This is a genomic window from Kitasatospora sp. NPDC001547 (assembly GCF_042894165.1).
Taxonomy (GTDB): Bacteria; Actinomycetota; Actinomycetes; order Streptomycetales; family Streptomycetaceae; genus Kitasatospora.
The window spans coordinates 26273-47977 of the sequence record NZ_JBIAVL010000036.1 but is presented as its reverse complement, the minus strand read 5'-3'; the positions used below and the strand labels follow the sequence as shown (position 1 = coordinate 47977).

The following is a 21705-nucleotide window of genomic DNA, read 5'->3' as shown; positions in this document are numbered from 1 at the left end:
GATCAGCAGCCGCAGTCGCTCTCGCCGTGCTCGGCGTAGTTGAACCAGGTGGCGTGCGGGCCGAACAGGCCGACGCCCGCCGTGCCGGACTCCAGGCTCTGCCCCTCCGACTGCGTCGGAGCGAAGCCGCCCGCCATGGCCGAGGTCGGGACCGCCACCACGGCACCGGCCACGGCGACGATCACGGCGAGCTTGCGGATCTTCCCACGAAGCGACATCTGATGTCCTTTTGGTTCGTCTCTGGTCCTCACCCGCGCCCCCGACCGGCCGGTTCGACCGCCCGACGGGCCGGGCGGCGCCCCACCGGGGAGGCGCCGCGCCAACGTTGGCACACGAACGCGCGGCTTCGGGCGCACGCCGCAACCGGGCTGAGGCATTCGGGTGAGGCAACTCCCCCGGCCGGACGAATCCGGGCGTACCTCTGCGAATCCGGTCGAACAGCCGACGGGGGGTGCCGGACGAGTGCCCGTCGAGCCCCTCCGCGACCGCAAGTATTGCGGCGAGGGGCCGGGCGAACTGAACAAATCCCGTCGATTTGGTGCAAGGTGCCGCCCAGTCCGAGCATGAACGGTCGCTCCACGGCGCTCCACCGAGCGCGAGCAGCAGCAGGAGCAACAGGAGCAGCACCACGAAAGGCGCACCACCCTCATGCAGACCAGTCCCGCCGCACCCCGGCAGGCGACCCGACCGAGCGGCCCGGAGACCCCGGGGCCGGCCGGCTCCCCGTCGGACGGCCCGGCGCCGACCGGCCCGACGCCTCGGCAGACCGGCCCGGCACCGCGGCAGACCGGCCGCCGCTTCGGGCTGGTGACCGCCACCGCCCTGGTCATGGGCAACATCATCGGCGGCGGCATCTTCATGATCCCGGCCGCGGTCGCCCCGTTCGGCACCGTCAGCCTGGCCGCCTTCGCGGTGCTCACCGTGGGCGCGATCGCGCTGGCGCTGGTCTTCGGACAGCTGGCCCGCCGCAGCCCGCGCACCGGCGGACCGTACGTCTACGCCCGCGAGGCCTTCGGGGACTTCGCCGGCTTCCTGTCCGCCTGGTCGTACTGGATCACCACCTGGGTCAGCAACGCCGCGCTGGCCGTGGCCGCCGTCGGGTACCTGGACGTGCTGCTGCCGCTGCACCACTCCGTTCCCCTGGAGATCACCGCCGCGCTGGCCATCCAGTGGCTGCCGGCGCTGGCCAACCTGGCCGGCACCCGCTACGTCGGGGTGGTCCAACTCGTCTCCACCGTGCTGAAGTTCGTCCCGCTGCTGCTGGTCTCGGTGGGCGGCCTGTTCTTCTTCGACCCGGAGAACCTCGGCCCCTTCGACGCCGACGGCCGGGGCTGGGCGGGCGGCATGACCGCCGCCGCGGCGATCCTGCTGTTCAGCTACCTGGGCGTGGAGTCGGCCGCGATGAGCGCCGGCAAGGTCCGCGACCCGGAGCGCAACGTCGGCCGGGCCAGCGTGCTCGGCACCACCGGTGCGGCGGTGGTCTACCTGCTGGGCACGATCGCGGTGTTCGGCACCGTGGCGCACCAGCAGCTCGTCCACTCCAGCGCGCCGTTCTCGGACGCCGTGGACGCCATGTTCGGCGGCACCTGGGGCGGCACGGCGATCGCCGTCGCCGCGCTGGTCTCGATGACCGGCGCCCTCAACGGCTGGACCCTGCTCTCCGCCCAGGCCCCGTACGCGGCCGCCAGGGACGGCCTGTTCCCGGCCTCCTTCGGCAAGGAGCGGCGCGGGGTGCCGACCTTCGGCGTGCTGGTCAGCGTGGCGCTGGCCTCGGTGCTGACCGTGCTCAACTTCGCCAGCGGCGCGAAGGGCGCCTTCGACACGCTGGTGCTGGTCACCACCTTCACCGCCACCGTGCCGTACCTGCTGTCCACCGCCGCCCAGCTGTACTGGCTGGTGCGCGGGGCCGGCGAGAAGGTCGACCGCGGACGGCTGGTGCGGGACGCCGTCCTCGGCCTCGGCGCCTTCGCCTTCTCGCTCTGGCTGCTCGCCGGGGCCGGCTACGCCGCCGTCTACCAGGGCGTCCTGTTCCTGTTCGCGGGCATCCTGGTCTACGTCTGGATGGCGGGCCGCCGCCGCGACTGAACTCCCCGGCGGCAGCCGGAAACCGGACACACCACCCCGAACCTCCGTGACGCGCGCCGGACTTGTCCGGTGCACGTCCGATGTGCACGAGGATTTCACTTCCCGCATCTACCCGCGTAGGTGACCGGATCGCCACACTGGCGCACGCAATTCAGCAGTTCTTCCGATCTGATGATGGAGCGTCCGCCATGGCCCCCACCGCACCCGCGCGCCGGTTCCTGTCCTCCATACCGGCTGCCGCCGCCCTCGCCGCCGTGACCGTGTTCACGGCCGGCACCCCCGCCCAGGCCGCCCTGCCGACCCCGATCTCCGCGGCCACCGCCCGCAGCTACCTCGCCGCGATGCCCGCCACCGCGGAGACCCACGGCGACACCTACGACCGCACGCTGTTCCCGTCCTGGATCACCATCAGCGGCACCTGCGACACCCGCGAGTGGATCGTCAAGCGGGACGGCAGCAACGTCGTCACCGACACCTCCTGCAAGGCCACCAGCGGCAACTGGTCCTCGCCGTACGACGGCGCGACGACCACCACCGCCTCCTCCTTCGACGTCGACCACCTGGTACCGCTCTCCGAGGCCTGGGCCTCCGGCGCCTGGTCCTGGACCACCGCCAGGCGCCAGGCCTTCGCCAACGACGTCACCCGCCCCCAGCTGCTGCTGGTCTCGGCCACCAGCAACCGGTCCAAGGGCGACCGCGACCCGGCCGAGTGGCTCCCCCAGGCCTCCTACCGCTGCACCTACGCCCGCGCCTGGGTGCAGGTGAAGCAGTACTACGGCCTGGACGTGGACAGCGCCGAGAAGAGCGCGCTCACCGGCATCCTCGACAACTGCTGAACCCGACGGCCCTGCGGCCCGGCGCCCACCCCGCGCCGGGCCGCGGGGCCGTCCACGCCGGGCCAGGCGCAGGGCCGCGGGGCCACCGGGCCGGGCCGTAGGGCTGCGGGTCGTCCCACGCCGGACTGTAGGGCCGCGGGGCCACCGGACCGCGCACATCGGACCGGTCAGGCCGCCGGCTCCGCCCAGTCGGTCGTGTCCGCCGGGAAGGCGACCGGGTAGGCCTCCGCGAAGTCGGCCGAGCGGGCCACCTCGCGCCACCTGGTGTCCTCCGCCAGGAGCCGCCGGTCCATGGCGATCGAGCCCTCGGCGGCGTTGACCCCGAGCGGCAGGTGGTGCGGAACGTCGCGCCGCTTGGCCACCCGGACCAGGATCTCGGCGGCGCGGACCGGGTCGCCCGCCGTGCCGTCGCCGCCCTGCCGCAGCCGCCGGTTCACGGCGCCGACCGTCTCCCGGTAGGCCTCCGGGACCTCGTGGACGACCATCGAGGAGCCGGCCCAGTCCGTACGGAAGCCGCTGGGTTCGACCACCAGCACCCGTACGCCGAACGGCGCTGTCTCGGCGCGCAGCACCCGGCTGAACCCGTCGATGGCGAACTTCGCCGCCTGGTACGAGGCGATGCCCGGGGAGCCGCCGACCCGCCCGCCCATCGAGGAGAACTGCACGACCAGCCCGCCCTTCTGCTCGCGCAGGATCGGGAGCGCGGCCTTGGTGACGTGGTAGACGCCCCAGAAGTTGGTCTCGAACTGGGCGCGGAAGTCGGCGTCCTCGGTGGTCTCGATCGGCGAGACGTTGGCGTAGCCGGCGTTGTTCACCAGCACGTCGATCCGGCCGAAGGCGGCGCGCGCCTCGGCGAGGGCGGCGCGGGCGGCCGCCGGGTCCGTGACGTCCAGCGCGACCGGGCGGATCCGGTCGCCGAACTCCTCGACGAGGTCGGCGAGTTGCTCGGGCCTCCGGGCGGTCGCGGCCACCCGGTCACCGGCTTCGAGTGCGGCGCGCACGAGGGCGCGGCCGAAGCCGCGCGAGCTGCCGGTGATGAACCAGGTCTGTTCGCTGTCCTGCTGCATGCTCTGCTCCATGCCGCTAGTAAAACACCGTTGCGTTATTAGCGCAACGCCGTTGCGGTATTACGGCAACGGCGTTGCCCTACCATGGGCTGGTGGAAGACGCATCGGAGTTCCAGCGCGCACGGTCGCCCGAGGCCAAGCGCCGGCGCGAGACCGCGATCCTGGCGGCGGCCCGGTCGCTCGGAGCCGAGCGGGGCATCAGGGACGTCACCCTGACCGACATCGCCGCCGCGGTGGGGATGCACAAGTCGGCGCTGCTGCGGTACTTCGAGACCCGCGAGGAGATCTTCCTGCGGCTGACCGCCGAGGGCTGGGCGGAGTGGTCGGACGCCCTCACCGCACGGCTGCGGGAGAGCACGGAGCCGGGCCCGGCCGCCGTGGCCCGGGCGTTCGCCGCCACCCTCGCGGCCCGCGGGATGTTCTGCGACCTGCTCGCCCACGCCCCGCTCAACCTCGAACGCAACGTCTCGCTCGACGCGGTGCGCGACTTCAAACTCGCCACGCTCGCCGCCCGCGAACCGATCAGCGCGGCCGTCCGCGAACGACTGCCCGCCCTCGACGAGCAGGACGTCGTCGACCTGATCGCCACCGCCGTCTCACTGGCCGGGGCCATGTGGCAGATCGCGAACCCGGGCGCCGAGGTCGCCGCCCTCTACCGCGGCGACCCCCGGCTGGCCCACGCCGTCATCGAGGTCGAACCCCGGCTCGCCCGCATCCTGACCGCCACCCTCACCGGGCTGGCCGCCGGACGGAGCCGGCCGCAGGCCTGAACCGGCCACGCCGGACACGCCCGCTCCGGTGCACCCGGATGGATCATCTGACGTGCCGCACAAGGGATTTGACCCTACGGTGCGGCCAGGGGGTCAACCGAGCGGAAGGCTGTTTCTGGCATGGCTGGGAAATTCGAGCTGTACGTGGACGAGGGCGGCATGCACCGGTTCCGGCTCAAGGCGAGCAACGGGGCGATCGTGGTGACCGGCGACCCGCAGGAGAGCAAGGACGACTGCCTGAAGAGCATCGAGTCGATCCGCAAGCTCGCGCCGTACGCGGAGCTCAAGGAGACCGCCGGATCGGTGTGACGGGACGCGTTCCGGGACGCGGGTCGGTGGTGCGAATCGCCGACCCGCGTTCGCCTGTACGACAGATCCCTTTGGCCGGGAGCACGCCGGGCGTGGACAGAACTCCGGCATGCGCGTCGTCATCGTCACCGAATCCTTCCCGCCCGAGGTCAACGGAGTCGCCCACAGCGTGCTGCGGACGGCCGAGCATCTGGTCCGCCGGGGCCACCGGCCCCTTGTCGTCACCCCCGCACCGGCGCGGGGCACCGCGTGCCCGCCGGAGACCTTCGGAAACGCCGGGGCGGACGGGATTCCCGTGGTGCGCATCCCGTCGGTGCCGCTGCCGGGGTACCCGCAGGTGCGGATCGCGCTGCCCAGCCGGCAGCTGGCCGCCGCGATCGCCGGACACCGGCCGGACGTCGTCCACCTGGCCAGCCCGTTCGTGCTCGGCGCGCGCGGGATGCAGGTCGCGGCCCGGCTCGGGGTGCCCGCCGTCGCCGTCTACCAGACCGACCTGGCCGGGTACGCGCACGCCTACCGCGCCGGGCGGGGACTCGGGGAGGCCGCCGCCTGGCGGCGGATCCGGGCCGTGCACCGGGCGGCCGCCCGTACCCTGGCGCCCTCCACCCCCGCCGCCCAGGACCTGACCGCGCACGGGGTGCCGCGGGTGCAACTGTGGCCGCGCGGGGTGGACTCGGTGCGGTTCCACCCCCGGCACCGGGACGAGGCGCTGCACCGGGCGCTCGCCCCGGGCGGGGAGGTGCTGGTCGGATACGTCGGACGGCTGGCGCCGGAGAAGCGGGTCGACCTGCTGGCCGCGGCCTCGGCGCTGCCCGGCGTCCGGGTGGTGGTCGTCGGCGACGGCCCCTCGGCCCCCGGGCTGAAGGCCTCGATGCCGGGCGCGGTGTTCCTCGGCCGGCGCACCGGTGACGAACTGGCGCGCTGCTTCGCCACCCTGGACGTCTTCGTGCACACCGGGCCGCTGGAGACCTTCTGCCAGACCATCCAGGAGGCGATGGCCAGCGGTGTGCCGGTGGTCGGCCCGGCGGCGGGCGGCCCCCTGGACCTGGTCGCCCACCACCGCACCGGGCTGCTGGTGCCGCCCCGCGACGGCGCGGCGGTGGCCAGAGCGGTCGCGGACCTGGCCGCCGACCCCGCGCGGCGCGCCAGGTACGGGCGGGCCGGGCGGGCCGAGGTCACCGCGCGCACCTGGGAGGCGGTCGGGGACCAGCTGCTGCGGCACTACGCCGAGGTGCTGGCGGAGCACCGCGGGCTGGCGCTGCCGCCGGCCGCCCCGGCGGCGGTCGAGCCGGTGGCACCCGCCCTGCCGGAGGAGCTGCCGGCATGACCTCCGTTCCCGACGGTGGGGCGCCGGTGGTGGGCGCGGCTGCGGCGAGCGGCGGGGCGCCGGCGATCGGCGCGGCTCCGAAGACCGGTGGCGCGTCGGCGGGCGGCGGGCCTTCGGCGGGCGACGGGGCTCTGACGATCGTGCGGCTCGCCAACTTCGTCACCCCGGTCTCCGGCGGCCTGCGCACCGCGCTGCGCCACCTGGGCGCCGGGTACCTGGCGGCCGGGCACCGCCCGGTGCTGATCGTCCCCGGGGACCGGCGCTCCGAGGAGGAGACCGAGCAGGGCCTGGTGGTCACGCTGCCCGGCCCGGTGCTGCCGGCCAGTGGCGGCTACCGGCTGCTCACCGACCGGCGGGCGGTGGCCGCGGAGCTGACCAGGCTCTCCCCCGACCGGCTGGAGGTGTCCGACCGCACCACGCTGCGCTGGACCGGTGCCTGGGCGCGGCGGCACGGGGTGCGCTCGGTGATGGTCTCGCACGAGAGCGCCACCGGGGTGCTGCGCACCCGGGGCCTGCCCGGCCCGCTGGCGGCCGCGGCGGCCGACCGGCTCAACGCGGCCACGGCCCGCGCCTACGACTCGGTGCTCTGCACCACCGACTGGGCGGCGGCGGAGTTCCGGCGGATCGGCACCCCGAACCTGGTCCGGGCCCCGCTGGGGGTGGACCTGGACGCGATGCGCCCGCTGCCGCCCGCCGAACGGGCCGCCGAGCGGGCCCGGTACGCCGCCCCGGAGGAGACCCTGCTGGTGCTCTGCTCGCGGCTCTCGGCGGAGAAGCGGCCCGAGCGGGCGATCGAGGCGCTGGCCGTCCTGCGGGCCCGTCGGCGACCCGCCGTCCTGGTGGTGGCCGGAACCGGCCCGCTGCGGGAGCGGCTGGCGGCCCGGGCCGCCCGGCTGCGCCTGCCGGTGCGCTTCCTCGGGCACCTGGGCGGGCGGGCGGATCTGGCCCGGCTGCTGGGCTGCGCGGACGTGGTGCTCGCGCCCGGACCGGTGGAGACCTTCGGGCTCGCCGCGCTGGAGGCGCTGGCCTGCGGGACCCCGGTCGCGGTCAGCCGCTCCTCCGCGCTGCCCGGGTTGGTCGGGCCCGCCGGGGTGGCGGCCGTCGACACGGGCAACGGATTCGCCTCCGCCGTACGGCGGTTGCTGGACCGGCCGGAGGAGCCGCGGCGGGCCGCCGCCCGGGCGCGGGCCGAGCGGTACGGCTGGCCGGCCGCGGTGGCGGCGTTCCTGGCGGCGCACGGCGTACGCAACGACGAGGCGGTGGACGGGGGTCGGGATGAGCATGCTGGAAGCCGGGCGTGACCGGGCGGCCGAGCAGAGCCCCGCGGCGGGCGAGCTGCTGCGCTTCGTCGCGCTCGGGGACTCGCTGACGGAGGGGGTCGGGGACCAGGTCGGCGAGGGCCGGCGCGGCTGGGCCGCCGTCCTGGCCCACGCACTGGCGCCCGACGGGCGGGACGTCGAGTTCACCAACCTGGCGTACAGCGGGGCGCTCACCACTGATCTGACGCACTGTCAGCTCCCGGCGGCGCTGGCACTGCGGCCCCGGCTGGCGGCCGTCGTGGTCGGCGGCAACGACACCCTGCGGTCGGGCTTCGACATCCGGCGCACCACGCTGGAGCTGGACGCCACCATGGGCGAACTGTCCGGCCACGGCGCCAGGTTGCTGACCGCCTGCCTGCCCGACCCGGGCAGCCTGCTCCGGCTCCCGGCGCCGCTCGCCCGTCCGCTGGCCCGCCGGATGCGGGCGGTCAACACCGTGGTGCACGCGCTCGCCGAACGCCACCGGGCGGTGCACCTGCACATCGCCGAGCTGCCCTGGCTCGCGGAGCGCCGACTGCTGAGCGTGGACCGCCTGCACCCCAGCGCCGAGGGCCACCACCTGATCGCCCGGCGGTTCCACGAGCTGCTCACCGAGGCCGGCTATGCCCTCGGCCCGCCCCCGGCCGCGGCGCCCGCCGAACCCCCGCCGGGCCCGGCCGCCGACCTCTGGTGGATGGCCACCCGGGGCACCCGCTGGCTCGCCGCCCGCAGCACCGACCTGCTGCCGGGCCTGCTCGCCCTGGCGGCCGCGGAGGGCGTCGCCCGGCTGCGCGGCGGGAGCGCCCGGCACGACGAGCAGCTGGCGCGTGCGGCGGCGCAGGCACTGGCCTCGCTGGGGTGAGGCGGCGGCGGGCCGGCGGGTCCGTCGGTGCTGCCCGTCCCCGATCGTCGGAATCGGAGGTGCCTCCGGGTGGGAACCATCCGGGTGGCCCGGGTGGTCGTGTCCGGGGAGACGTGACGGAGGGAGCCGGGGTGGAGAGCGCGGGCAGGGACGGTCGGGAGGTCATGGCGGCGGCGGGGGTGCTGTTCCCGGACGGGGCGGGGCGGGTGCTGGTGGTCCGGCTGCCGTACGACCGGAAGCATCCGGTGGCGATCCCGGGCGGCGGGTGGGAGCCGGTGGACCGGTCGCCCCGGGAGACCGCCCTGCGGGAGATCCGCGAGGAGCTGGGCTTCACGCCGCGGCTGGGGCCGCTGGCCGGCGTGGACTGGGCGCTGCTGCGCCACGGCGACCTGCCGATCGTCGTGTACCTGTACTGGGCCGAGCCGCTGACGCCGGAGCAGGCGGCGGCGTTCCGGCCGGACGCGGCGGAGATCGGCGGCTGGACCTGGCTGACGGCGGAACAGGCCGGGCACGCGCTGCCGCCGCGGCTGTCGCGCCGGGTGACGGCCTGCCTGCTGGCGCCGCGCGACGCCGGACCGCTGGAGCTGGAGGACAGCCGGCCGGTCGGGCACACGCTCGGACGACTGCCCTCCGACGCTCCGGTGCCGGAGTACGCCGGACTGGCCGCGGCACCGGGGCTGACGCCGTCGGCAGAGGAGCCTGCGGAGCCGCCGATGGACCGGGAGACGTACTACGCCACCCGGCCGCGGATCCGGGCGAAGGCGCGGGCGCTGTTCACCGACGCCGCCGGCCGGGTCCTGCTGGTACGGCTGCGGCCGTGGGACGGGCCGCGCGGGCAGGAGCCGTACTGGACGCTGCCGGGCGGCGGGGTCGAGGCGGACCGTGAGATGCCCCGGGCGGCGGCCCGGCGGGAGGTCCGCGAGGAGCTCGGCTGGGAGGTCGAGCCGGGGCCGCTGCTGGTGCTGGACTGGCAGCCGGGTGCGGCGGCCGACCCGGCGACCGGCCGGGACACCGCCGTCCTGGTGTACGTGTTCGACGGGGGCACCGTGACGGAGCGGGCGCTCGGCTCGATCGTGCTGCCGGAGGAGGAGCTGGTGGAGTGGCGGCTCTGCGAGCCGGCCGAGGCGCGGGCGCTGCTCACCGGCCCGTCCTGGGACCGTACGGCCGCCGCACTGGCCGCCCGGGGACGGGCGGGCGGGCCGGTCGAGCTGGTGCGCGGGCGGGCCGTCGGACCGGACCGGGCGCAGGGCCTGCGGCCGGGCCTGTCACAGGGCCTCACGGAGGGCCTGTCGCAGGGGTGAGACCCGCTGGACGGAGCCCGGCGGGGGCCTGGGCCGCCGCCGGGGCTCCGTCCGCGGCCCCCTCCGTCGGAGCGGCGCGTCAGACCTCCAGCTCGGCCTCGATCCTGCTCAGCTGGTGGCGGGCCATCGCGAGGTTGGCCCGCGCCTTGTCCAGCGCGAGGTAGAGGAACAGGCCCTTGCCGGTGCGGCCGGTGAGCGGGCGGATCAGGTGGTACTGGCTGGTCAGGGTGATCAGGATGTCCTCGATCCCGTCCTGGAGGCCGAGCATGTCCATGGTGCGCATCTTGGCGCGGACCACGTCGGTGTTGCCGGCCGCCGCGACGTTGAGGTCCAGGCCGCCGGGGCCGTCGAGGGTGGCCAGCGCCATGCCGCTGTTGTAGTCCACCAGGGCCGCGCCGATGGCGCCCTCGATGCTGGTCATGGCCTGCTTGAGCGCGCCGGCTGCGTCGGTCATCTGGGTAACTCCCGTTCGGTGGTGGGTGGTTCGGTGCAGTTCGGACGAATGGTCCCGGTCAGCCCGCGTCGCGCGGGTCCTTGGGCACGAGGGCGTCGTCGAGCAGCCCGGCGATGCGCTGCGCGCTGCGACGGGCCTCCAGGTGCAGCCGGCCGACGTTGACGTCGGGGTGCGCCAGCAGGGCCAGCACGCAGCTGCCGCCGGCCGCGTAGGTGGCGACGTAGCCGTTCTCGCCGCGCACCAGTGACTCGCGGAACTCGCCCTGGCCGGTGGTGTCGGCGAGCCGCTGGGCCAGGGAGAGCGAGGCCGCCGTCATCGCGGCCAGCCCCGAGGGCTCGGTGCCATGGGTGTCGTGCGCGATCAACAGGCCGTCCACGCTGGCGACCAGGCCGCCCGCGAGGTGCGGCACGCGGTGTTTGACGGCACGCAGTTCGGCGAGCAACTCGGTCTCCAAGGCGATCAGTTGTCTCCTTCCGACACGCTGCTTGAGCGCCCGCCTCATGGCCGGAACGACGGGGTCGCGGGCGGGGAGTGGGTCAAAGTCGGGCCTCCAGAAGGTCTCGGACCCGGGTCAGCAGCGCGATGTCCGGGTCGGGGACGGCCGGCGGGTGGGCCGCGGCCGTGGTGGGCGGGCGTTCGCAGCGTGTGGGGGCTGGGGCGGCGGCGGGGGCGGCCGTGACCGGGGTGCCGGGGAGTCCGGCACCCCGGAGGCTGGCGCCGGGGACCCGGCGGTGCAGCCCGCCGGCCGGTCCCCTCGGCGCCGGTGGGGGAACTTCTCTTCCCGGCACGGCCGTTGGCGGCACCTCGGGCACCGGCACGGCCGTTGGCGGCACCTCGGGCACCGGCGCGGCCGTCCCCGCGTCGGGCGGGCGCGGGACGTCGGTCGGGAGCCGCGCACCGGGCCGGGCCGGCACGTCGGACGGGGGCGGCGCACCGGGCGGGCACGAGGCGTCCAGCAGCCCGGCGGCGGCCAGTCGGCGGACGTCCGCCGTCACCCCGAAGCCGGAGCGGCCGAGCAGCCGGGCCAGGTCCGCCGGGGTCCTGCGGCCGTCGGCGTGGTCGAGCAGCTCGCGGCGCCGCCGGCCGGACGGGCGGTGGGTCGGCCGGCGGCCGTGCCCGGCCGGACGGACGGGCGCGTTGTCGAGCCGGCCCCACGGCCAGATCCCGTCGAGCAGCCGCACACGGCGTTCGACCTCGCGGCGGATCCGGTCCGGGTCGACCTCCGCGACCGGCCCGAGCCAGTGCCGGGCGTCGGCCTCGAACCGCCAGACGCCGCCGGCCGGGTCGGCGAGCACGAAGAAGGCGGCGTCGAACAGCGTTCCCAGGTGGCCGAGTTCGAGCTCTCCCCGGGTGAGCAGCCGCCGTTCGACGAGCGCCTCGCCGACCCTGGACCGCGGGCCGTGGACCCGGAGCAGCTCCGCCCAGTCCGCGGGGGTGATCCGGCCGCAGCCGGTGAGCAGGTCGGCCAGACCGGGCGCCCGGGGGGACTCGGCGGCGGTCACCCGGCCGTCGACCAGGTGGAGGCTACCGAGCGGTCCGTGCAGGGCGCCGGTGGCGCGGCGGTCGGCGAGCAGGGCGAGGGCCTCGCCCGGCGTCCTCGGGGTGGCGGCCCCCACCGGGGGCGGCGCGGTGCCGGTCGCGGCGGTCACGCGCTCACCCCAGCACCAGTTCCTCGGTGAGCGCCTGGAGGCGGAAGCGGGCGGCGGCGAGGTTGCCCTCCGCGCGGTCCAGCCAGAGGTGCAGGACTAGCCTGCTGTCGAAGACGGTGTCGATGAAGCGGATCAGGTGGTAGCTGCGGCCGGCGGTGACGATGATGTCCTCCAGCGGGGCCCGCCGGTCCTCCGCCGCGGTGAAGGTCTGGCTTTCGACGGCCGCCCGCACCAGGTCGGTCGCCTCGGCGGCCGAGGTCTCGTGCTCTCCGGTCGGGCTGTCGCCGAGGCTGCCGAGGGCGAGCCCGCTGCTCCAGTCGACCAGGCTCGCGGCGCGGGCCCCGGGGATCGCCATCGCTCCGGAGAGGCATTCGTCGATACCGGGCACACCGGCTCCTTCGCGCGGTCTGGGCGGCCGGGCGCAGCGCGGCGCCGACCGGTTCACCACCAGCAGTGGTTGGTTCGACACGGAAGGCTACTGCCGGATCCCATATGACGAACATTCCAATGGCATATTCACATCAGCAACGGCCAGTTCCAGCCAAGAACTGACGGCACATCAGGCCGGACGGAGGGATGACACCAGTGGTGGACCAGGGGGGTTGGAACGCCGTTCACCGGCTACCTGGCACGGCACCTTGGCCGAGACCGGGCCGTACCTGGGGGTTTCGGGGCTGAAAATGCGATAAGAGGATGCCGCCATGGGGCGCCGACACGGCGAAGGGGCTCCCGAGGGCCGGGCCGCCGGCCCGGTCTCCCGCCCGCTCAGGCCTGGCCGACGGCCTCGGCGAGCAGCCGGTAGGAGTCGAACAGCTCGGTGCGGTCGTAGGTGCTGGTGGTGACCAGGAACTCGTCCGCCCCGCTGCGCTCCACCAGCGCCGCCAGCTCGGCGGCGGCCTGCTCCGGGGTGCCCGCGATGTGGCCTTTGAGCGACTGCTCGTACGCGGCCCGCTCCCTGACGGTCATCTCCCGGGCACGGATCTCGGCCGCGGGGGCCAGGGGCGGGAACTCGCCGTGGGTGCGGGAGTACGCGCCGGACCACGCCTCCGGGACGAGCAGCTCTCGCGCCCGCTCGGCCGTCTCCGCGACCGCCACCGTGCCCGACACCACCACGTACGGCTCGGCGGCCCGCGCGGAGGGGCGGAACCGGGCGCGGTAGCGGTCGATCGCCGCCAGCATCCGGTCCTTCCCGCGCGGGGCGGCGATCACCAGCGGCAGCCCGGCCTCGGCGGCCAGGTCGGCGCCCTCGCCGGTGGCCAGCACGAAGGCCGGGACGTGCAGGCCCTCGGCCGGCCGGGCGTGGACTCCGCGGTGGGCCTGCTGCGTGCCGTCGAAGTAACCGAGCAGTTCGGCCAGCTGGGCGCCGAACTCGTCCGCGGCGTCCTTCTCCCGCCCGAGCGCCCGCCGGACACCGTCGGTGAAGCCCACCGAGCGCCCGAGCCCCATGTCGATCCGCCCGGGGAACAGCGCGGCCAGCACCCCGAACTGCTCGGCCACCACCAGCGGCTGGTGGTTGGGCAGCATCACCCCGCCGGTGCCGACCCGGATCCGCGTGGTGGCCGCCGCCACCGCCGCGGCGAGCACGGTGGGCGCCGACCCGGCCGCCCCCGGCACCCCGTGGTGCTCGGAGACCCAGAACCGGTGGTAGCCGAGCCGCTCCGCCTCGCGGGCGAGGGCCACCGTGTCCCGCAGGGCCTGGGCCGGCTCCTCGCCCCGCCTGGTCCGGGAGCGGTCGAGCACGGAGAGCCTGGTCGTGGTCGCGGCGCTGGTCACGCGGTGGACAACGCCCGCCCGTCGCCCGGGCATTCCCCGGCCCGCCGCGGCCGGCGGCGCCGCCACCGCCGGACCGCCCCCGGAGCCGGACTCAGTCGGTCACCGAGAACCCGTGCGCCGAACCCAGCCGGTGCAGCGAGGCCTGGCCGGGAACCCCGTCCGCCGCCCCCGCCTCGTACCCGCAGCGCCGCTGCCAGGCCGCGTACGCGGAGACCGTCCGGCTGCCGAACGAGCCGTCCACCCAGCGCTGTTCGAGCAGCCCCTCGTCGACGAGGGCCTGCTCCACGATCGCCGCCTCGGCCGGGTACGTCAGGTGCCCCTGCTCGGCCCCCGGGTCGGTCCTGGCGGCCGCGACCAGGTGGGCCACCGAGACCGTCCGTCGGCCGGGCAGGTAGCCAAGCAGCCGGCGCAGCGAGCCCTCGCCCGGGACGCCGTCCGCCGCCTGCCCGGAGTAGCCGAGGCTCGCCTGGTAGTCCGCGTAGTTCCGGGTGTCCGCGTCCGTCCAGTTCGGGCCCGGGCCGGAGCGGTAGTGGTCGCCGAAGCCGTGCGAGACCAGCGCCCGCCCGACCGCCGTCACCTGGTAGCCCTGGGCGCCGTAGCCGTACGGCAGGCCGTTGATGCTGACCTGGTAGCGGGCGGGCGCGGCCGGGGGCACCGGCTGCTGCTGCGAGGGCGGGTCGCCGGGGGAACCGGGCCCGGCCGTGAAGTCGGGCCAGGAGCCGGGGTCGGTATGGTCGTTGTACGGCACGTGGGCGTGGGCGTACCAGCCGCCGCGGGTCTCCCAGACCTGCTCGTCGCGGCGGCCGGAGAAGTCGCCGGGCCGGCCCATCGGCCAGGCGTCGGGCACGCCCCAGGAGGAGACCCAGGCGTGGATCCGGTCCCAGCCCGCGCACGGGGTGTCGACCAGCCGGGGGTAGACGACGCCCCGGTAGCGGCAGTAGGGGAAGAACACCGCCTCGATCTGGATCACCACCCGCCCGGCCCGGTTGGTGCGGGTCGGGCTCTCGGCGGGGCTGAGCAGGCTCTTCGAGCGGGAGTCGGCCGGGAACAGCTGCGCCGTGCGGCCGCTGAACGGGTCCCAGACCAGGTGCGGCGCGCTGCCGGCGCCGCTGCCGGTGAAGTATCCGACCAGGTCCTCGTAGGAGCACCAGTCCTGCGGGGCGGCGGCGGTCGCGTTGCGGTCCCAGGTGATGTGGGCGATGGCCTTCGGCGGGTACTGCTGGTCGGTCGGTGCGTGGTCGCCGAGGTCGTGGATCTCGGCACCGGGCAGCCACGGTTCGGGCATTGCGCTCTCCTCCGAACGGCGTGAGGGCATCACTTCCGGTATCGGCAGGAACGGCTCGCGGGTTGACCCCGAGGGCGCGGATGCGGGGTGGTGAACCCCCCGCACCCGCGCGGCCGTTCGACTCCACAGGGGGCGCTCGCGCCCGCGTGCGATTCGGGCGCCCGTGCGGGGGCGGCCGTTCGCGCGGAGGGGGCGCATTCCACCCCCGCCAGGGCCCCGCTGTCAATCGTTGACATCACAAGTGGTCTAGTCCACGGTGGTCCGGCGGACCGGCGCCAGCCCGTTCCCGGGGCCTCTCGTCGCGCCCAACCGACCGCCGTGGAACCGAATCTGACGACCCGATGGAGAAACCCGCACCATGCAAAGAGTCTGCCTCGCCCTGCCCACCATGCGGTCCTGCCCCGACACCATCACGGAGCTCGCCGAGGAGGCGGCCTACGCCGTCGCGCACTTCGGGGTCGAGGTGCACCTCCTCGTCCTCGACACCACCGACGCCACCCGGTTCGCGGAGAACGCGGCCGCCGTGGCCGCGCTGGAACCCACCCCCGGCGTGGTCGTCCACCACCTCGGCGAGGCGCGGCAGCGGGACTTCCTGCGCCGGGTGGCCGAGCGCACCGGCGCCGCCGACCCCGACCTGCTGCTCGACCTGATGCTCCCGCGGGCCGTCGCGTACGGTTCCTGCGTCAACCGGCTCTTCCTGGGCGCGGCCGCCCTGGGCTGCACCTCGACGCACCTGCGCAACGACGACGCCGACTTCCAGGTCGTCGACGGGCAGAAGGTGTTCCCGATCCACCACGAGCTGCTCTCGATCGGTCGGCCGGCCGGCGAGGCGGCGGCCGGCGTGTCCCGCTCCGAGCTCGACCCGGCCGACGCCGACAAGCCGGTGATGCTGGTCAGCGGCTCCTTCATCGGCGAACTCAACGTGGACATCAGCGAGATCCACGAGCTGGACCCGGCCGTCTACCGCGAGGTGGTGCGCCTGTGGACCCCGCCGGTGTGGTCCGAGGAGGAGCGGGACGCGATGGTCGACGTCTCCTTCAAGGGCGCCGGCTCCGAGCCGTTCGGGACCGACGAGTCCGTCCTCGGCGTGCCCGACATCTGGGACGTCTACATGTGCAACATCGCCCTGGACCACCGGGCCTACGAGGTGCTGCCGCTGCTGCCCTCGATCGAGACCATCGGCAGCGACTACGCCCTGCTGCACGCCCTGGTCCACTCCCGGATGCCCGGCGTCGTCCACAACCGCCACATCGTCAACTACTACACGCCCGAGCGCCGCACCGGCGCCGGCTTCGTCGCCTACCAGCTGCGGTTCGTCAAGTTCTTGCTCTCGATGCTGTACCTGTACCCGGTCTACGGCGGGATGATCGACCTCGGCCGCGGTCTGCTGGACGAGCGGCACGGGCTGAAGGTCGAGCCGATCCTCGACCTGGTGCGCGGCAGCGTCGACTGGGACCGGGCCGGGAACGAGCACTGCCTGGACGTCCTGGACCGCTCCTACCGCAAGCTGGGCGGCAAGTACGCCGAACTCGCGGACGTGGTGGCCGGAAAGCGGCAGCAGCTCCTGGACGAGGCGCGGGAGGACGCCGAGCGCTGGGCGGTGCTGGTGGAGGCCTGGGCGGGGATGGTGGCCGCCGCCCGCGCGGAGGGGCTCGGCGCCGCGTCCGAGGTCGCGGCCTGGTGAGCGAGGAGTTCCGGATCCGGCTCCTGGCCGAGGGCGACTGGGACGCCGTGGTCGCGCTGGAACACGACGCCTACGCGGCCGACGGCCTGTCGGAGGGCCGGGAGGCGCTCCGGTCGCGCGCCCTCAGCTCGCCGCAGACCTGCTTCGTGCTGGAGCAGCACGGCACGGTCCGCGGCTACCTGCTGAGCCTGCCGTACCCGCCGCTGCGCTGCCCCGACCTGGACCGGCCGGAGGCGACGGCGTACGCGTCGGACAACCTGCACGTGCACGACCTGGTGATCGCCGAGGAGCTGCGCGGCCGGGACGTCGCGCTGGGGTTCATCCGGCACTTCCGGGAGCGGGCGGAGAAGCAGGGGTACGAGCGGATCTCGATGGTCGCGGTGCGCGGGGCCGACATCCTGCTGCGGCTGCTCGGCTACCGGGCGCACCGGGAGGTGCCGGTGCCCGCCTGCTACGGGCGGCGGGCGGTGTACATGTCCATGCCGGTGAGCTGAGCGGCGGTGTACATGTCCATGCCGGTGAGCTGGGCGACCGGCCCCACGCCCCCGCTTCTCCTCGACCGGCGCTCACCCGGTCGGGCTAGCCCCAGCGGCGGCGCTCACCCCTTCGGGTGAAGCTGTTGGCGGGCTGCGTCCCCTCCGCAGCCCGCCGGCACCACCCGTCCGCATGGTTGAGGAGCAGCGCATGAAGGCCGCCGTCGTCCGCGATTTCGCCGCGCCCCTGGCCGTCGAGGACCGTCCGGTACCCGAGCCGGCCGCCCACCAGGTCCGGGTCCGGATCGAGGCCTCCGGCCTCTGCCACACCGACATCCACGCCGCCCACGGTGACTGGCCGGTCAAGCCCACCCCGCCGTTCGTCCCCGGTCACGAGGGCGTCGGCATCGTCGAGGCCGCCGGAAGCCGGGTCCGGCACGTCCGGGTGGGCGAGCGGGTCGCCATCCCCTGGCTCGCGGACGCCTGCGGACGCTGCGACCAGTGCGTCACCGGCTGGGAGACGCTCTGCCTCCAGCAGCACAACAGCGGCTACTCGGTGGACGGCGCCTACGCCGAGTACGCCCTCGCCCACGGCGACTACGTCGTCCCCGTCCCGGACGGCATCGACCCGCTGGACGCCGCGCCGCTGTCCTGCGCGGGCGTCACCACCTACAAGGCGCTCAAGGTCTCCGACGCCGGACCGGGCACCCGGGTGCTGGTCTCCGGCATCGGCGGGCTCGGCCACCTGGCCCTCCAGTACGCCCGGATCTTCGGCGCCGAGACCATCGCCGTCGACGTCACCGACGACAAGCTCGCCCTCGCCCGCGACCTCGGCGCCGACCACGTCCTCGACGCCCGCACCCAGGACGTCGCCGCCGAGGTCCAGGCCCTCGGTGGCGCCCACGCCGCGATCGCCCTCGCCGTCAGCAACGCCTCCTTCCAGGCCGCCTACGGCGCCCTGCGCCGCGGCGGCACCCTCGTCCTGGTCGCCCTCCCGGCCGCCGGCAAGCTCGACCTGCCCGTCTTCGAGACGGTGTTGAACGGCACCAAGGTGATCGGCTCGATCGTCGGCACCCGCGAGGACCTCGCCGAGGTCTTCCGGCTGCACGCCCTCGGCCGCACCCGGGTGATCCGGGAGACCCGCCGCCTCGAGGACGTGAACGCCTGCTTCGACGAGGTCCTGAGCGGCAAGGTCTCCGCCCGCCTGGTCTTCGACCTGCGCTGACCCTCGCCCGCCGTCCCGCCCAGCCGTCGTCCCGCCCAGCCGCCCGCCGTTCCACGCGGACCGGGGACGGCCCCGGCCGGGCGGGTTCGTCCGGGCGGGGTTGCAGTTGCGTCTCCGTTCCGTTCGGCGGGGGTACGAACCGGGGGGCGGTCCGGGATCGTGGGGGCGACCACTCGTGCGGCAGGGGGAGTTGCCATGGGGGACGGCCGGGGGCTGGCACCGGATGCGGTGGCGGCGCTGCTGGGCGACGGGCCGCACCGGGCGGTGGCGGACGTCGTGCGGGCGCGGTTGCGGATGGTGCCGGAGGGGGCCCGGGCGCTCGCGGCGGCGGAGGCGAACCCGGGCGACGTCCGGGCACGGGCGCTGCTGACCGCCGCCGTCGCGCAACTGCTGGCCGCGGACCAGGCCTTCGCGCAGTACCTGGCCACCACCGGGCTCGGGAAGCCGGGCGATCCGCCGACCGTCCAGCTGCGGAGCGAGCCCGGCACCGTGCAGCTGCGGGTCGGCCCGGCGTCCGCGCCGCCGCCGAAGGGCCCGACCACCGTCCAGTTGCGGACCGGCCCCGCGGCCGCCCGCGCCCGGGCGCTCGCCGCCCGGCGGAGCAGCGCCGGGATCGTCGTGGCGCTCGTCCTGGTGCTGGTCGCCGCGCTGGTCGCGCTCGGCGTCCACCTGGGCTCGCGCCCGCTGCTGAAGCCGGGCGGGCCGGGCCTGGCGCACGCCGCGCCGCCGCTGGGCGACCCGGCGCTGGTGCGGGGGGTGCTGCCCGACGAGGGGGCGATGCCGCGCGGGTGGCGGGTGCAGCGGGGGCCCCGGTCGGGGACGGGCACGGCCGGTGAGCTGCCGTGCCTGCTGCCGGACGCCTGCGACCAACAACTCGCGTACGCCACGGTGACGTTCGGTGCGGCCTCGGTGCAGAGCGTGGAGTTCAGCGCGGTCGCCTTCGCCTCCCCCGAGGCCGCCGCCAAGGCGTTCGACAGCACGCTGGAACGCACCGGCGGCGAGGAGTCCACGGCGGTGGCCGTCCCGCAGGTCGGCGACCGGAGCGCCACCCGTACCCACGGTTCCTCGTCGGCGGTGGCACTGGTCCGGGTCGGCGGCGTACTGCTCCTGGTGCGTGAGGAGGGGCCGGGCGCCGCCCTCACCGCACCCGGCCTCACCGTGTTCGCCCGGCTGGTCACCGACCGCGCCCGGCAGGCCCAGGACGGCCGCACCCCGGACGCCTCCGCCCGGGGTGCGGCGGGCTGACCGAGCGGCAGTCGCGGAACACGGCCGTACGGTCAGGGCCCACCCGTTCCGGGGCGCCGACGAACCGGTCGCCGTCGAACACGCTCTCCTTGAGGAAGTGGCCGATGCCGCCGGCGCCGTCCGCCGGCAACGCGCGGGCGCACAGCCGCTCCGCGCGCTCGGAGAGGCTCGGCACCGGCAGCCCGGGCACCTCTCGGCGCCCTGGTCAGGGTGAAGAGTGCGGCTGGGCCCACCCGTCGTCGGTCCAGGCCCGACCGGCCGGACCCTGCCCCGGAATCGCGCCCACGGGGAGCCGCCCCGCCCCGCGAGCGGCCGACAGGGCCGTAGCCCGAATGCATGTATCGCTCTCTTGACTGGCGTCACCGACGCGCCATACTGGCCTCACTCCCCGCTCGCACGATGAGGTGCCCGCCCATGGAGCTCTCCCCCTCAGCGCACGTGGACACGTTCTGTCGAGACCACCTCCCGCCCTTCGAGCAGTGGCCGGAACTCCTCTTCGAACTCCCGGAGTTGATCTACCCCGACCACCTGAACAGCGCCGCCGCCCTACTCGACGACACCATCGAACGCCTCGGCCCGGACCGCCGCTGCCTGCTCACCCCCACCGGCGGGTGGTCCTACGGCGAACTGCGCGACCACGCCGACCGGATCGCCCGCCTGCTGACCGAGGACCTCGGCCTCGTCACCGGCAACCGGGTCCTGCTGCGCGGCCCCAACACCCCCTGGCTGGCGGCCTGTTGGCTCGGCGTCCTGAAGGCCGGCGGGGTGGCCGTCACCACCGTGCCGCTGCTGCGCGCCGCCGAGCTGACCGAGCTGCACCGGATCGCCCGGCCCGTCCTCGCGCTCTGCGACCACCGCTTCCTCGACGAGCTGCACCGGGCGCGCACCCCCGGCCTGCGCGTCCTGCCCTACGGCGGCCCCGGCCCCGAGGACCTCACCGCCCGCAGCGCCGCCAAGGCCGCCGACTTCCCGGCCGTCCCGACCGCCGCCGACGACGTCGCGCTGATCGCCTTCACCTCCGGCACCACCGGCCGCCCCAAGGCCACCCTGCACTTCCACCGCGACGTGCTCGCCATCGCCGACACCTTCTCCCGCCACCTGCTCCACCCCACCCCCGAGGACCTCTTCACCGGCACCCCGCCGCTCGGCTTCACCTTCGGCCTCGGCGGCCTGCTGGTCTTCCCGCTGCGGGCGGGCGCCGCCAGCCTGCTGCTGGAGCAGGCCACCCCCGAGCAGCTCGCCGAGCAGGTCCGCCGGCACCGGGTGAGCGTGCTGTTCACGGCGCCGACCGGGTACCGGGCGATCCTGGCCGCCGGCCTGGCCGACCGGCTGGCCGGGGTCCGGCGCTGCGTCTCGGCGGGCGAGCCGCTGCCCGCCGCCGTCGGGCAGGCCTTCCACGCCGCCACCGGGCAGCGGCTGATCGACGGCCTCGGCGCCACCGAGCTGCTGCACGTGTTCGTCTCGGCCGCCGACCAGGACATCCGCCCCGGCTCCACCGGCCTGCCCGTCCCCGGCTTCCGGGCCGCGGTCCTGGACGGGCAGGGCCGCCCGGTGCCCGACGGCGAGCCCGGACTGCTCGCCGTCAAGGGCCCGACCGGCTGCCGCTACCTGGACGACGAACGCCAGCTGGACTACGTCCGCGACGGCTGGAACGTCACCGGCGACACCTACGTCCGGGACGGCGACGGCTACTTCTGGTTCCGGGCCCGCAACGACGACATGATCGTCTCGGCCGGCTACAACATCGCCGGGCCCGAGGTGGAACAGGCCCTCGCCACCCACCCCGACGTGGCCGACTGCGCGGTGGTCGGCGCGCCGGACGAGCGGCGCGGCGCGGTGGTCAAGGCGTACGTGGTGCTGCGCGAGGGCGTCCCGGCCGGTCCGGAGACGGCGCGCGGGCTCCAGGAGCACGTCAAACGCACCATAGCGCCGTACAAGTACCCGCGGGCGGTCGAGTTCGTGCCCGAGCTGCCGCGCACCGCGACCGGCAAGCTGCACCGCGCCGAGCTGCGCCGACGGGCCGCGCCCGCCGCGTCCGGCGTCGCGCCGGTCCCGGCCAGCG

The 21705-nt window shown here is 75.4% G+C and carries 20 protein-coding genes and 1 pseudogene; 13 read left to right on the top strand and 8 right to left on the bottom strand.

Annotated elements, in window-relative coordinates:
- Positions 1-2 precede the first annotated feature (2 nt).
- Positions 3-218, bottom strand: coding sequence for a hypothetical protein (locus ACFY0X_RS35260; RefSeq protein WP_387760604.1), 216 nt, complete (start codon positions 216-218; stop codon positions 3-5).
- A gap of 430 nt (positions 219-648) precedes the next feature.
- On the opposite strand from ACFY0X_RS35260, the gene ACFY0X_RS35255 reads away from it, so the two are divergent.
- Positions 649-2085: an amino acid permease gene (locus tag ACFY0X_RS35255; RefSeq protein WP_387760603.1), complete on the top strand. Its 1437-nt coding sequence runs from the start codon at positions 649-651 to the stop codon at positions 2083-2085.
- A gap of 188 nt (positions 2086-2273) precedes the next feature.
- Positions 2274-2921, top strand: coding sequence for an HNH endonuclease family protein (locus tag ACFY0X_RS35250; protein ID WP_387760602.1), 648 nt, complete (start codon positions 2274-2276; stop codon positions 2919-2921).
- Between the two features lie 167 nt (positions 2922-3088).
- Here ACFY0X_RS35250 and ACFY0X_RS35245 read toward each other — a convergent pair whose 3' ends face one another.
- On the bottom strand, positions 3089-4000 hold the full coding sequence (locus ACFY0X_RS35245) for an SDR family NAD(P)-dependent oxidoreductase (protein ID WP_387760601.1): 912 nt from the start codon (positions 3998-4000) through the stop codon (positions 3089-3091).
- 77 nt (positions 4001-4077) lie between these two features.
- On the opposite strand from ACFY0X_RS35245, the gene ACFY0X_RS35240 reads away from it, so the two are divergent.
- From ACFY0X_RS35240 to ACFY0X_RS35215, 6 genes are all read left to right on the top strand, one after another.
- Positions 4078-4758 carry a TetR family transcriptional regulator gene (locus ACFY0X_RS35240; RefSeq protein ID WP_387760613.1) on the top strand — a complete coding sequence of 227 codons (681 nt, stop codon included), beginning with the start codon at positions 4078-4080 and terminating at the stop codon, positions 4756-4758.
- A 120-nt stretch (positions 4759-4878) separates the two neighbouring features.
- On the top strand, positions 4879-5067 hold the full coding sequence (locus ACFY0X_RS35235; RefSeq protein WP_224283924.1) for a DUF1508 domain-containing protein: 189 nt from the start codon (positions 4879-4881) through the stop codon (positions 5065-5067).
- A gap of 109 nt (positions 5068-5176) precedes the next feature.
- Entirely contained in the window at positions 5177-6394 is a 1218-nt protein-coding gene (locus ACFY0X_RS35230; RefSeq protein ID WP_387760600.1) for a glycosyltransferase family 4 protein, read from the top strand.
- Positions 6391-7695, top strand: a complete 1305-nt coding sequence (locus ACFY0X_RS35225; protein ID WP_387760599.1) for a glycosyltransferase — start codon at positions 6391-6393, stop codon at positions 7693-7695. Before ACFY0X_RS35230 ends, ACFY0X_RS35225 begins: the two co-directional genes overlap by 4 nt.
- Positions 7670-8554 carry an SGNH/GDSL hydrolase family protein gene (locus ACFY0X_RS35220; protein ID WP_387760598.1) on the top strand — a complete coding sequence of 295 codons (885 nt, stop codon included), beginning with the start codon at positions 7670-7672 and terminating at the stop codon, positions 8552-8554. Before ACFY0X_RS35225 ends, ACFY0X_RS35220 begins: the two co-directional genes overlap by 26 nt.
- 113 nt (positions 8555-8667) lie before the next feature.
- A complete protein-coding gene (locus ACFY0X_RS35215; protein ID WP_387760597.1) occupies positions 8668-9855 on the top strand; it encodes an NUDIX domain-containing protein in 1188 nt (395 codons plus the stop codon).
- Between the two features lie 79 nt (positions 9856-9934).
- Here the strand turns inward: ACFY0X_RS35215 and ACFY0X_RS35210 are convergent, their stop codons facing one another.
- From ACFY0X_RS35210 to ACFY0X_RS35185, 6 genes are all read right to left on the bottom strand, one after another.
- Positions 9935-10309 carry a hypothetical protein gene (locus ACFY0X_RS35210; RefSeq protein ID WP_387760596.1) on the bottom strand — a complete coding sequence of 125 codons (375 nt, stop codon included), beginning with the start codon at positions 10307-10309 and terminating at the stop codon, positions 9935-9937.
- A 58-nt stretch (positions 10310-10367) separates the two neighbouring features.
- On the bottom strand, positions 10368-10763 hold the full coding sequence (locus tag ACFY0X_RS35205) for a roadblock/LC7 domain-containing protein (RefSeq protein WP_387760595.1): 396 nt from the start codon (positions 10761-10763) through the stop codon (positions 10368-10370).
- Positions 10764-10845: 82 nt separating this feature from the next.
- Complete coding sequence (locus ACFY0X_RS35200; protein WP_387760594.1) at positions 10846-11958, bottom strand: hypothetical protein; 1113 nt, start codon at positions 11956-11958, stop codon at positions 10846-10848.
- A 4-nt stretch (positions 11959-11962) separates the two neighbouring features.
- Positions 11963-12346 (bottom strand): hypothetical protein, encoded by a 384-nt coding sequence (locus ACFY0X_RS35195; protein ID WP_387760593.1) that lies wholly within the window; start codon positions 12344-12346, stop codon positions 11963-11965.
- 377 nt (positions 12347-12723) lie between these two features.
- On the bottom strand, positions 12724-13731 hold the full coding sequence (locus ACFY0X_RS35190) for an LLM class flavin-dependent oxidoreductase (RefSeq protein WP_387760592.1): 1008 nt from the start codon (positions 13729-13731) through the stop codon (positions 12724-12726).
- Positions 13732-13822: 91 nt separating this feature from the next.
- Positions 13823-15016: a peptidoglycan-binding protein gene (locus ACFY0X_RS35185; protein ID WP_387760591.1), complete on the bottom strand. Its 1194-nt coding sequence runs from the start codon at positions 15014-15016 to the stop codon at positions 13823-13825.
- A 358-nt stretch (positions 15017-15374) separates the two neighbouring features.
- On the opposite strand from ACFY0X_RS35185, the gene ACFY0X_RS35180 reads away from it, so the two are divergent.
- From ACFY0X_RS35180 to ACFY0X_RS35160, 5 genes and pseudogenes are all read left to right on the top strand, one after another.
- Complete coding sequence (locus ACFY0X_RS35180; RefSeq protein ID WP_387760590.1) at positions 15375-16700, top strand: DUF6271 family protein; 1326 nt, start codon at positions 15375-15377, stop codon at positions 16698-16700.
- Positions 16697-17194, top strand: a complete 498-nt coding sequence (locus tag ACFY0X_RS35175; protein ID WP_387760589.1) for a GNAT family N-acetyltransferase — start codon at positions 16697-16699, stop codon at positions 17192-17194. The genes ACFY0X_RS35180 and ACFY0X_RS35175 overlap by 4 nt, the downstream gene beginning before the upstream one ends.
- Positions 17195-17384: 190 nt before the next feature.
- Positions 17385-18398, top strand: coding sequence for an alcohol dehydrogenase AdhP (adhP, locus tag ACFY0X_RS35170; RefSeq protein WP_387760588.1), 1014 nt, complete (start codon positions 17385-17387; stop codon positions 18396-18398).
- Between the two features lie 195 nt (positions 18399-18593).
- Positions 18594-19643, top strand: coding sequence for a hypothetical protein (locus ACFY0X_RS35165; protein WP_387760587.1), 1050 nt, complete (start codon positions 18594-18596; stop codon positions 19641-19643).
- Positions 19644-20057: 414 nt separating this feature from the next.
- Positions 20058-21683 (top strand): annotated as a pseudogene (locus tag ACFY0X_RS35160) (AMP-binding protein); the annotation flags it as partial.
- Between the last annotated feature and the right edge of the window lie 22 nt (positions 21684-21705).

Excerpts from the sequence above, each read along its gene's own strand:
- ACFY0X_RS35260 (WP_387760604.1), bottom strand. The coding sequence starts at position 218 with ATGTCGCTTCGTGGGAAGATCCGCAAGCTCGCCGTGATCGTCGCCGTG.
- ACFY0X_RS35255 (WP_387760603.1), top strand. The coding sequence starts at position 649 with ATGCAGACCAGTCCCGCCGCACCCCGGCAGGCGACCCGACCGAGCGGC.
- ACFY0X_RS35250 (WP_387760602.1), top strand. The coding sequence starts at position 2,274 with ATGGCCCCCACCGCACCCGCGCGCCGGTTCCTGTCCTCCATACCGGCT.
- ACFY0X_RS35245 (WP_387760601.1), bottom strand. The coding sequence starts at position 4,000 with ATGGAGCAGAGCATGCAGCAGGACAGCGAACAGACCTGGTTCATCACC.
- ACFY0X_RS35235 (WP_224283924.1), top strand. The coding sequence starts at position 4,879 with ATGGCTGGGAAATTCGAGCTGTACGTGGACGAGGGCGGCATGCACCGG.
- ACFY0X_RS35230 (WP_387760600.1), top strand. The coding sequence starts at position 5,177 with ATGCGCGTCGTCATCGTCACCGAATCCTTCCCGCCCGAGGTCAACGGA.
- ACFY0X_RS35225 (WP_387760599.1), top strand. The coding sequence starts at position 6,391 with ATGACCTCCGTTCCCGACGGTGGGGCGCCGGTGGTGGGCGCGGCTGCG.
- ACFY0X_RS35220 (WP_387760598.1), top strand. The coding sequence starts at position 7,670 with ATGAGCATGCTGGAAGCCGGGCGTGACCGGGCGGCCGAGCAGAGCCCC.
- ACFY0X_RS35210 (WP_387760596.1), bottom strand. The coding sequence starts at position 10,309 with ATGACCGACGCAGCCGGCGCGCTCAAGCAGGCCATGACCAGCATCGAG.
- ACFY0X_RS35185 (WP_387760591.1), bottom strand. The coding sequence starts at position 15,016 with ATGCCCGAACCGTGGCTGCCCGGTGCCGAGATCCACGACCTCGGCGAC.
- ACFY0X_RS35180 (WP_387760590.1), top strand. The coding sequence starts at position 15,375 with ATGCAAAGAGTCTGCCTCGCCCTGCCCACCATGCGGTCCTGCCCCGAC.
- adhP (WP_387760588.1), top strand. The coding sequence starts at position 17,385 with ATGAAGGCCGCCGTCGTCCGCGATTTCGCCGCGCCCCTGGCCGTCGAG.
- ACFY0X_RS35165 (WP_387760587.1), top strand. The coding sequence starts at position 18,594 with ATGGGGGACGGCCGGGGGCTGGCACCGGATGCGGTGGCGGCGCTGCTG.